Source organism: Pseudomonas sp. CFBP 8772 (genome assembly GCF_014841665.1).
In the GTDB taxonomy this organism is placed as follows: Bacteria; Pseudomonadota; Gammaproteobacteria; order Pseudomonadales; family Pseudomonadaceae; genus Aquipseudomonas; species Aquipseudomonas graminis_B.
Genome location: NZ_JACYUI010000003.1, coordinates 269151 through 279644 on the forward strand (window position 1 = coordinate 269151; position 10494 = coordinate 279644).

8 protein-coding genes are annotated in these 10494 nt (G+C 62.6%); 2 read left to right on the forward strand and 6 right to left on the reverse strand.

The features are described from left to right. The first annotated feature begins 221 nt into the window (after window positions 1-221). Window positions 222-1352 carry an alkene reductase gene (locus tag IFT99_RS08150; protein WP_192131437.1) on the forward strand — a complete coding sequence of 377 codons (1131 nt, stop codon included), beginning with the start codon at window positions 222-224 and terminating at the stop codon, window positions 1350-1352. A 483-nt stretch (window positions 1353-1835) separates the two neighbouring features. On the opposite strand, the gene IFT99_RS08155 is transcribed toward IFT99_RS08150, so the two are convergent. From IFT99_RS08155 to proP, 3 genes are all read right to left on the reverse strand, one after another. Continuing rightward, window positions 1836-2510 (reverse strand): HAD family hydrolase, encoded by a 675-nt coding sequence (locus IFT99_RS08155; protein WP_065991604.1) that lies wholly within the window; start codon window positions 2508-2510, stop codon window positions 1836-1838. A 93-nt stretch (window positions 2511-2603) separates the two neighbouring features. Continuing rightward, entirely contained in the window at window positions 2604-2846 is a 243-nt protein-coding gene (locus tag IFT99_RS08160; protein WP_065991605.1) for a hypothetical protein, read from the reverse strand. A 236-nt stretch (window positions 2847-3082) separates the two neighbouring features. Beyond that, on the reverse strand, window positions 3083-4585 hold the full coding sequence (gene proP / locus IFT99_RS08165; protein ID WP_192131440.1) for a glycine betaine/L-proline transporter ProP: 1503 nt from the start codon (window positions 4583-4585) through the stop codon (window positions 3083-3085). A 403-nt stretch (window positions 4586-4988) separates the two neighbouring features. On the opposite strand from proP, the gene IFT99_RS08170 reads away from it, so the two are divergent. Then, entirely contained in the window at window positions 4989-5585 is a 597-nt protein-coding gene (locus IFT99_RS08170; RefSeq protein ID WP_244160408.1) for a S1 family peptidase, read from the forward strand. On the opposite strand, the gene IFT99_RS08175 is transcribed toward IFT99_RS08170, so the two are convergent. Genes IFT99_RS08175 through IFT99_RS08185 form a run of 3 tightly spaced genes read right to left on the reverse strand, consistent with a single transcriptional unit; the run spans window position 5586 to window position 10428 of the window. Next, entirely contained in the window at window positions 5586-6794 is a 1209-nt protein-coding gene (locus IFT99_RS08175; protein WP_065991607.1) for an HlyD family efflux transporter periplasmic adaptor subunit, read from the reverse strand. Beyond that, the gene (locus IFT99_RS08180) at window positions 6791-8950 is read right to left on the reverse strand and encodes a type I secretion system permease/ATPase (RefSeq protein ID WP_065991608.1); all 2160 of its coding nucleotides are present in this window, start codon (window positions 8948-8950) and stop codon (window positions 6791-6793) included. The genes IFT99_RS08175 and IFT99_RS08180 overlap by 4 nt, the downstream gene beginning before the upstream one ends. Continuing rightward, window positions 8947-10428, reverse strand: a complete 1482-nt coding sequence (locus IFT99_RS08185) for a TolC family outer membrane protein (protein ID WP_192131441.1) — start codon at window positions 10426-10428, stop codon at window positions 8947-8949. Before IFT99_RS08185 ends, IFT99_RS08180 begins: the two co-directional genes overlap by 4 nt. Between the last annotated feature and the right edge of the window lie 66 nt (window positions 10429-10494).

The following is a 10494-nucleotide window of genomic DNA, read 5'->3' on the forward strand; positions in this document are numbered from 1 at the left end:
GAAGCCGGTCCTACGGTCGATGTCAGCGCCGGTCCCACCGCGGATACGCAAAGCGCAAGATTCTGCGAGTCCGCCAGTCCGTAATCAATGTCCGGAATCATTGCGGATCTGACATTGCCGGCTCTGCGGGTGCGCTTTAGACTCCCGGCCATCCACTAGACGACTGGTCTACGCCATTCATTCTGGTCACACCTTTGAACGCCTTGAACGGAGTTTCACCCATGGCTACGCAACCCTTGCTCACTCACGTCAACCTCGGTCGGCACGTGCTGAAAAACCGCATTGCCTTCCCGCCCTTGACCCGCCAGAGAAGCCTGCAACCGGGCGATATCGCCTCGGACCTGATGGCGACGTACTACCAGCAGCGTGCGTCCGCCGGTTTCATGATCACCGAAGGCACCCAGATCGAGCCGCGCGGCCAAGGCTATGCATGGACCCCGGGCATGTATACCGCCGAGCAGGTCGAAGGCTGGCGCAAAGTGACCGACGCGGTGCACGCGGAAGAAGGCGTCATCTTCGCCCAGCTCTGGCATGTGGGGCGCGTGTCCGACCACGCCTTGCAGCCTAACGGCGAAGCGCCGGTTGCCCCATCGGCGATCCCGGCGGTCAACGCCAAGGCGTTCATCGAAACCGCGCCGGGCGCAGGGCAACTGGTGGTGCCGCCGACGCCTCGCGCACTGACCGTGGAAGAAATCCGCGAGTTGGTGAAGCTGTACGCCCAGGCGGCAAAAAACGCGATCGAAGCGGGTTTTGACGGCGTGGAAATCCACGCGGCGAACGGTTACCTGGTCAACCAGTTCATCTCCGAGCACGCCAACCACCGCGACGACGAATACGGCGGCTCGCTGGAGAACCGCCTGCGCTTCCTGCGCGAGATCGTCACTGCCGTCGCCGAAGCCGTTAGCGGGGATCGTCTGGGCGTGCGCTTCTCACCGCTGTTCGCCAGCACCGACGAAGAACGCGTCTACATCGGCCTGGTGGAAAGCGATCCGCATCACACCTACGTCGAAGCCGTCAAGGTTCTGGAAAACGCCGGCGTCGCCTACGTCTCTATCGCCGAAGCCGACTGGGACAACGCCCCTGAACTGCCGGAGACCTTCCGTAGAGCCATCCGTGAAGCCTTCAGCGGACGCATCATGTACGCCGGCCGCTACACCGCCGAACGCGGCAACCGCCTGATCGACGCCGGCCTCGCCGACCTCATCGCCTTCGGCCGCCCCTTCATCGCCAACCCCGACCTGCCCGCACGCATCGCCAACGGCTGGCCCCTCAACCCCGTTGACCCGGCCACGTTGTATGGCGGGACTGAAGTGGGCTATATCGACTATCCGGTTTATAAGGCTGGCGAATAAAACCCCTCGCCTTATCCCGGATCGAGTACAGACGCGGACGCGGAGCGATCAGTGGAGGCAAAAGACGTTAGCGTTGTCCCGGGGACAGATTAATTTACGGTGAAGCGCTGTAAATAAATCAGTCCCCTATGCGCTGCGGCTAAAGCCGGTCCTACAAGGTAAGCGTCTGCTGTGCCTTTGATTTTCGTACACAGGAAGCCCGGTCATCGCGAAATGCGACTTGGGTGCAGGCTGAACGCAGGTCTCGCGCAGTGGGCCGAGCGGCATGGATGCCGCGAGAGCCGCCCCCCGCCATGGATGGCGGATGGCGGCGGGCCCACGGAGCGAGACCGGAGTGAGGGAACCCGACGAAGTCGGGCCCAACCAGGAGCAAGCACCCTTGGTTACTTGGGGTGCTTTTCCAAGTAACTCGCCGAAGGCGAAACGTCTGCCCCCAGGCAGACGCCCTTGATCTTGATCTTGACCTTAAAAAAAGCTGCAAAGCTATTCGCGCGTAGCGATCTCATCCAGATGGTTAAGCAACGCCAGCGGATCCTCATACACCCGCAACGCCCCGGCGCGCTCCAACTCGCTCACGTCATACCCGCCCGACAACAGCCCGATCCCCGTCGCCTTGCACCGCCGCGCCGCCAACATATCCCAGATCGCATCACCCACCACTAGACAATCCTCGATCCTCGCCTCAATCTTCTTCGCCGCCGTCACAAACAAATCCGGGTCCGGCTTGCCATTCTTCACATCATCCCGCGTGATCAGATTGATCTGCTCCGGCTCCAGCCCCAACGCCTTCAGATTGATCCGCGCCGTCGACATCTCCCCACTGGTCGCGATGCACCAGGGAAAACCCTCATCGTCCAGCGTCTTCAACAACTCCACGGCCCCCGGCAGCGCAATGATCTGATCCTGGGTTCTCTCGTACGCCTCAGCGTGCCTTTCACTCAACCGCTCAGCCTGCGCCTCAGTGATCTCCATCCCGGTTTCACGGGACAGCATCTTCAGCATCAAGCCGCCGCTCATACCGATCTTGCGGTGGATGCGCCACATCGCCAGTGGAATGTTCTCTGAATCAAGGGCTTCCTTCCATGCCGTGACGTTCTGATAAACGCTATCGGTCAAGGTGCCGTCGAGGTCGAAAAGGAAGGAGGTATTGGATCGCATGGTGAGGCTCCGTTGGTCAACAGGTCATCCGCTGACAATGACTAAAAATAAAAGGGGAAGCGCCCGGCGTTCAGGCCGGGGCATAAAAGCGGTTCAGGACAACCCGAGTGTCAGCCGCTTCAACCGGCATTCCACGACCTTGTCGTAGAACTCGGAAAGCGCGTCGGCCTGCTGCGCGTCAATGCCGCCGCAGCACCGCAGCCCGAGCACGAAGCCGTTGGCCTGAGCGCCGTTCTTGACCGCGTCGATGGTCGAGCCCGACGCATGGATATCAGCCAGGATGCGCTCGCTTTGCGGTCGCAGTACGGGGGGCAGGTGGTCGAGGATGTCGGTCATGGGGAAGGCTGCCTTTCAGTTCTCTGTCCGGCTGTCTGTGTCTGCACAGCAGCGGTTGAATGCTCATGCAAGACCTGACCGGGAGAGGGGCGCAGCGGTTCCGACAAATCCTTCAAATGACCGCGAACGGCAGGGGTCGTGGGACTGGCTTTGGCCAGGAAGGGGTCGTGTGCTACACCACAACACTGATGGTGTACAAACCGGCCTCTTCCCGGCTGAAGCCGGTCCCACCAGAATCAATCTATACGCGGGTGCTGCTGAACCAGCGTCTCGCGCTTGGCTTGCAACTCGGCAATCTGCGTGTCGATGTCTTCAATCTTCTGCTCAATGTTGTCGTGATGCTCCTGCAGCAGCTCACGGGCTTCGTTGAGGTCCGACGCCGCCGGCGCGGCGCCACGCAAAGGCTTGTTCGCGGTCTCTTTCATGGTCAGGCCGGTGATCAGGCCCACTACCGCCACCACCATCAGGTAGTACGCCGGCATGTACAGGTCCTGGGTGGTTTCAACCAGCCAGGCGACCACGGTCGGGGTCAGGCCGGCAATCAGCACCGAGACGTTGAAGGCACTGGCCAGCGCGCTGTAGCGGATGTGGGTGGGGAACATCGCCGGCAGCGTCGACGCCATGACACCGATGAAAAAGTTGAGGATCACCGCGATCAATAGCAGACCGGCGAAGATCAGGCCCAACTGGCCGCTGTTGATCAGCTTGAACGCCGGAATCGACAGCACCAGCAGCGCGATGCTGCCAGCGATGATGAAGGGGCGACGGCCGATCTTGTCGCTGAGGAAACCGATCAGCGGCTGCACGAACAGCATGCCGACCATGATCGCCACGATGATCAGGACGCCGCGGTTTTCGCTGTAATGCAGGTTGTGGGACAGGTAGCTCGGCATGTACGTGAGCAGCATGTAGTACGTGACGTTGGTCGCCGCGACCACGCCGATGCAGGTCAGCAGGCTGCGCCAATGCTTGGTCGCGACTTCCTTGAACGAGACTTTCGGGCCGTGTGCCAGGCCTTCGCGGTCACCCTGTTCGAGCTTTTCAACGTGCTGCTGGAACGCCGGGGTTTCTTCCAGCGCGTTACGCAGGTAGAGGCCGATCATGCCCAGGGGCAGGGCGAGGAAGAACGGCAGACGCCAGCCCCATTCGAGGAACTTCTCCTCGCCGACCACGGACGAGATGAGCACCACCACGCCGGCACCCAGCACAAAACCGGCGATCGAACCGAAATCCAGCCAGCTGCCAAGGAACCCCCGTTTGCGGTCCGGCGCGTATTCAGCGACGAAGATCGAGGCGCCGGTGTATTCGCCTCCGACCGAAAAGCCCTGGGCCATCTTCGCCAGCAGCAAAAGGATCGGCGCCCAGATGCCAATCGATTCATACGAGGGAATCAGTCCGATGGCAAAGGTACTCAAGGACATGATGACGATGGTCGCGGCGAGGACTTTCTGTCGCCCGTACTTGTCACCGATGGCGCCGAAAAACACGCCGCCGATGGGGCGAATCAGGAAGGGCACGGAAAAGGTCGCGAGGGCCGCGATCATCTGCACGCTGGGGTCGGCGCCGGGGAAGAAGATCTTGCCCAGTGCGTAGGCCACGAAGCCGTAGACGCCGAAGTCGAACCATTCCATTGCGTTACCCAGCGCGGCGGCGGTGATGGCCTTCCGCATCTTGGCATCGTCGACAATAGTGATGTCTTGCAACCCGATCGGGTTGACGGTTTTCTTGCGTGATCTCATAAAAGTCCCGGCAGCTAGAAGTGTGACGTTGCGACGTTGTGGCGATCGGCATTGCGACCCACGGCAGCGCATACACTCGAAAGAGGTGGTGTGCTGTCGTAATAGTGGCAGGCCGATCTGCATCAGATAGGACCCTGACACAATTAATTCAGAGAAATCCCTGGTTTTTTGAAGTTTATTCAAATGAGTGATTAATCGAGCGGCTCTATCGACCGATAAAGTCAAACAGGTTGGATCCAATGAATTAAATGCATCAGAACAAGACAGGCGGTAGTCTCAGCCTATTGATTAAGTGATGGCTCAATGACATATTTGCTGCGCCTTCAACTCATGCCCACGGAAAAAAATGCGCCCCTTCAAGTCACTTGTTGCAGCCTCGGTGCTGATCAGCGGGTGCAACGGAATGCCCACCGCTTTCACCCAGGATCCTGTCTTTGACCAAGCCTTCGTCGTCCATTCCGGTGCGCCGCTGCCCTATCTGTTGATGGGCACCGCGATCCAGTGGAATGAAGATTACGCCGTCACCGTCAAGCACATCCCTTACATCTCCGGCGCGGTATTCCAGGGGCAAGGCGACGTACAGTTCTTCAAGCACAAGGCCGATTCCGTTCCGATGTGGCGCTCGTACCAGCCGGGTGAAGAACTCACCTCAGTGGGCTACAACTCCGCCTACATGTCGGTGAAAGGCACAGGCCGCGCGCTGCCGGCGATGATTCGCCTGGACGCCAAAGAAGGCAACGTAATGTACGGCACCCATGATGGCCCGGTGGCCAAGGGCATGTCGGGCGGCCCGGTGTTCGCGGCAGACGGCAAGGTGGTGGGGATCACCGTGGCATTGCTGACCTCCAGCGACCTGGCCAAGATCAAGCGCCCGGACCTGGCCAACCAGCCACGGATCAGTATTTTCATGCCGTACAACGAAATCAACCGTGAGTGGACCCGTTACATGGCTCAGGCCAAGCCGGCCACGCCAGCGCCGACCCACCTCGCGGTCAACTGATCAACGCTCACGCAACGCTTCGCGGGCGCGGTTGAGGGGTTTGATGAGGTAATCCAGCACGGTTTTTTCACCGGTGCGGATGTCCACCGTGGCGATCATCCCGGGGACGATGGCAAAGCTCTTGCCCGCCTTGTTGCGCAGTACGTCCGAGTCCGTGCGGATGTACACGCGGTAGTAGAAGATTTCCGGCTTCACCTCATCCTGAATCGTGTCCGGCGAGATGGTCACAACCTTGCCGTCGAGGCTGCCGTAAATCGAATAGTCATAGGCCGTGATTTTCACCTTGGCCTGCTGCTCGGGGTGGATGAACGCGATGTCCCGGGGCGAGATGCGCGTTTCGATCAACAGTTGCTCATCCAGCGGGACGATCTGCATCAGCTGTCCGTTGGGCGGCACGACCCCGCCGATGGTGCTGACTTCGATGTCCTTGACGATGCCGCGCACCGGCGAGCGCAAGGTCAGGCGAGACAGCGAGTCGCTGCGGCCGCGGATCACCGCTGACAGCATCTGCGCCTCGGCATTCGCTTTGGCCAGGTCTTCGCGGGCATGCACCATGTATTCGGAACGCGCCTCGGTGGCCTTGAGCTCAAGCTCGGAGCGCTGGCGGTTCAGGCGCAGCACTTCGACCCGACTCGACGCTCCGATTTTCGCCAGATTCTCGGTGATCGCCAGTTCGCTGCGCACCAGCTTCAGCGAGCTCTCGATGCCGGTAAGGGTTTCGCCGAGGCCCCTGCGCCGGGCGTTGAACAAGTCGGTTTCGGCGCGACGCAGCTCCGGGTACTTGTCCAGCGACGCATCGAACGTCAGCGGCTTCTCGCTGACTTCGGCCTGCAGCCGGTTGACGCTGGCCAGCGCCGCCCGGTACTTCGCCTCGCTCTCGCCGACGTTCGACTCACTCTTCACCGCATCGAGCTGCGCCAGCACCTGGCCGCGCTCCACCAGCGTGCCTTCGCTGACGTTCAGCTCCTTGATGATCCCGCCCTCCATGGACTGAATCAGCTGCTCCCTGGAACTGGGCACCACCTTGCCGGTGCCGGTGGACACTTCCACCACCTGAAACCAGGCCGCCCAGGCAAGGAAACACGCGAGCATCAGCGCGCACGTCCAGATCACCCGCACGCTCCCGGTGATGCTGCGTTCATCCTGGCCGTCGAGGTAGGTGACTTGATCGCCAAGCCGTGGGGTTTGCTCCGTGGTCAATGCGTTCATGCCTGCGCTCCTTGCGGCTGTCTGAGTCGGGTGAGGGCGGCGTCGCGGTGGTCATCGATGACGATGCGGCCGTTGTCCAGCACGATGATCCGTTCCACCAGTTGCAGCAGGCTGACCCGGTGGGTGGCGACGATCAGGGTGCGGCCCTGACACCAGGTCGAGAGTTTTTCCAGCAGCTGGCGTTCTGTGATGTCGTCCAGCGAGGCGGTGGGTTCGTCCAGCAGCAGCACCTGGGGCTGACGAATCAACAGGCGTGAGAGCAGCAGGCTCTGACGCTGACCGCCGGACAACCCCAGGCCGCCTTCAAGAATCAGGTGGTCCATGCCCTTGGGCAACTGGCGGACAAATTCCAGCGCGCCGGTCACCGACAGGGCGGCGATGATTTCCTGATCGCTGGCCTGGCCGGCGCCGAGGGTGAGGTTGTCCCGCAGCGTGCCGTGAAACAGCCGCGCCTGCTGGGACATCAGGCCGACGTCCCGGCGCAGGTCGGCCGGATCAAGGTGGGCCAGCGCAATGCCGTCCAGGGTGGTTTCGCCACTGGACAAATCCATCGAGCCTGCCAGCGCCTGCAGCAGCGTGGACTTGCCTGCGCCATTGCGCCCGAGAATGGCGACGCGCTCGCCCGGCCGAATGTTCAGGTTGATGCCGCTCAGGGCAGGCGCGGCCTCTTCGCTGTGCTTGAAGCCGGCCTGACGCAACACGTAGTCGCCACGAATGGCGGGCACATGCACGCGCTGACTGCCTTCGGGGTGATCGACCGGCATCTGCATCAGCCGGTTGAGCCCTTGCAGCGCGACCTTCGCCTGCTGCCAGCGGGTCAGCACGTGGGTCAGCTGCGCCATTGGCGCCATCATCCGCGAGGCCAGCATCGAGGCGGCCACCAGGCTGCCGGTGGTGAGGTCGCCGGCAATCACCATGGGCGCGCCGAACACGATGACCACGGCAAACACCGCGCCCTGCACGTTCTGGGTCCAGGCCACCAGGCTGTTGGTCAGCGAGCGCAGTTTCAGGCTGCTGTCGGCCGACGCGGCGTTGTAGTGATTCCACTGCTGCTGGAAACGTTGCTCGGCCTGCAGCGCCTTGATGTCGTCCATGCCCTGCACGGTTTCCACCAGCATGGCGTTGCGCAGTGCGGCTTCGCGCATCGAGGCATTGGCCAGCCGCGCCAGCTTGCGTTGGGCGAGGACGCCGGGCAGCACCATCGCCACCAGCGCGACCAACGGGATCAACACCAGTGGCCCGCCGATCAGGTAGAACACCAGCAAAAACAGAAAGAAAAACGGCATGTCCGCCAGCGCCGTCGCAGTGCTGGAGGTGATCAGGTCGCGGATCTGCTCCAGCTCGCGCAGCTGCGAAATGAACGAGCCGGTGGATTTCGGCCGCGCCGAGTTACGCAAGCGCAGGGCGTGGCCGAAGATCAGGTCCGAGACCCGCAGATCCGCGCGCTTGCCCATCACGTCGGTGATGCGCAGACGCATGATGCGCATGACGAAGTCGAACACCAGCGCCAGCATCACGCCGCCAAACAGCACGTACAGGGTCGGCAGGGATTCGGCCGGAATCACCCGGTCGTAGACCTGCATGGAGAACAGCACGCCCGCCATGCCCAGCAGGTTGGCGACCAGCGACGCCAGCATGACCTGGCGGTAGGGGCGCAGGTCGCTGAGCACGATGCGCCGGAACCAATGCTCGTCGTAGGGCTTGATGTAGTCGTCGGTGCGCACGTCGCTCAGGGGCTGAATCGGCCGCAGGACCACCGTTCGCAGGGCGTGCTCGGCGAGGACGGCCGGGTCGATGCGGCTCTGCAGGCCCTGGTCGCCGCTGTAGGCGATGCCCAGTTCGCCTTGCTCGCTGACGCTTTCGATCACGCCGACCTGGCCGTCGCGCAGTTGCACCAGCAGCGGCGTGCGCCAGCGGGACAGGCTTTTGCGGTCGTAACGGGCGAACTTGACGCTCAAGCCCGCCTGCCGCGCCATGTAGCGGACCACTTCTTCGACTCGGCCCTCGCTGTTGGCCGAGGCCAGGCGGATGCTTTCCGGTGACACGTCGAGGCGGTAATGCCGGGCGACGGTGAGGATGGCCTCCAGCCACGGCGCGTAGTCCGGACGATCAGGGCCTGCCGCGGGGGCTTCAGGAATGACGACGGTCTCGGTCATGGCAGGATCTCCACGTGCTGGATGGTGCTGTGATCGATGCCGAACGCGCGGCGCAGCGCACCGCTGTTGTACAGGCAATCGATCTGCAGACGGCGCAGGTCAGCCTGGGTGTTGGCCAGGTCGAAGCGCGACTGGTGGATTTCCTGCTCGGCGTTGAGCAGGTCGAGCAGCGGCCGGGTGCCCAGTTCCAGGTACTGCCGCCCGTACAGCTCGCGGGCTTCGGTGATGCTGGTCTGCCGGGATTCCAGCGAGCTAAGCCGGCGCGTCAGGCCGGACGTCTGCGCCTGCGCCTCGCCCAGCCCTTGCCGCGCCTGCAGGCGTGCGGCGTCCTCGGCGGAATCGGCGGCGGTCAGGGCGTAGTTGGCGGCGCGGCTGCGGGCACTGGTGGCGCCACCCTGATAGATCGGCACTTCCAGGTTGAGAAAGATCCCCGCCTGGGTGCGATTGATCGTCGAGTTCTGGTCGTCGTAATGATCGTCCAGAAACTGGTTGACCGAGGGCTGCAGTGACAGCGTCGGGTAGGCTTCGGCCTTGGCCTGGGCCAGTTCGGCCTGGGCCTGGGTGCGCTGGGCGGCGGCTTGCAGCACGGCGGGGAGGGCGTCTGTGCTGATGGGGGCGGTGCAGGCGTCGGTCATCGAGGCGCTGAAGGTGCTGCTGACCTGGGGCGGGGTCTGCCGACCGAGCAGGTTGGTCAGCGTCGACTGCCAGCGTGCATACAACGCTTTGTACTCTTGCAGCGTCGCCATGCCGCCCTCGGCGCGGGACTGCGCCTGAACCACGTCGGAACGGGTGCTCGCGCCCATGTCGCTGCGCTGCCTGGCCAGATCGACGATATCGCCGATGCCGCGAATCTGCTCCCGGGCGATGTCCACCAGACGCTGATAGCGCTGGACTTCGATGTAGGCGAACGCGGTGTCGCGGCTGACCTGATCGATCGCCAGCAGAATGCTTGCCTGACTGCGGGCGGCCTTGGCACGGGCCGCCTCGACTGCGTTCGAGACCTTGCCGAAATCGTAGAGCATCTGTTTGAGGGAGATGCTCACCGACTGGCTGCCGTCGTCGCTGCCATAGCCGCTGGTGTAGCCGCCTTTTATCCCGCCGGAGATCTGCGGGTAGTAACCGGCTTCGGCCACGTTGATGCCCTCGGCCTGTTGATACAAGGTGCCGATCGCTTCGCTGATGCTGGGGTGCCAGTCAACGGCGAGCCGGACGGCCTGTTCGAGGCCCAGGGTCTGACTGTCTTCCTTGACCCCGACCGCTCCGGGCCCGGAACTGCCTTTGGCATTGCTTTTGTGACTGCCTTCACGACCATCGCCCTTGCTCCGCTGATCCGCGGGCTTCGCCTGCAGGCGGGAAGGGCTGATGCTGCGCAGGCCGGGATCGATTTGATCCTCCGCCAGCGCAACGGAAAAAATCGGGTGACACAGGCCGACGGTCAGGACGACCGCCGTCCATTTCTGCTTGCGAACGCGCTCCACATGGCTTCCTTACTGTACGAATACAGAGCTTCCCTTTTGTTGAATCAACCGGCCGAGCGCATTGAT

Bases quoted from the DNA above. Each gene is read 5' to 3' on its own strand.
- IFT99_RS08150 (WP_192131437.1), top strand. From the start codon at position 222: ATGGCTACGCAACCCTTGCTCACTCACGTCAACCTCGGTCGGCACGTG.
- IFT99_RS08155 (WP_065991604.1), bottom strand. From the start codon at position 2,510: ATGCGATCCAATACCTCCTTCCTTTTCGACCTCGACGGCACCTTGACC.
- IFT99_RS08160 (WP_065991605.1), bottom strand. From the start codon at position 2,846: ATGACCGACATCCTCGACCACCTGCCCCCCGTACTGCGACCGCAAAGC.
- proP (WP_192131440.1), bottom strand. From the start codon at position 4,585: ATGAGATCACGCAAGAAAACCGTCAACCCGATCGGGTTGCAAGACATC.
- IFT99_RS08170 (WP_244160408.1), top strand. From the start codon at position 4,989: ATGCCCACCGCTTTCACCCAGGATCCTGTCTTTGACCAAGCCTTCGTC.
- IFT99_RS08175 (WP_065991607.1), bottom strand. From the start codon at position 6,794: ATGAACGCATTGACCACGGAGCAAACCCCACGGCTTGGCGATCAAGTC.
- IFT99_RS08180 (WP_065991608.1), bottom strand. From the start codon at position 8,950: ATGACCGAGACCGTCGTCATTCCTGAAGCCCCCGCGGCAGGCCCTGAT.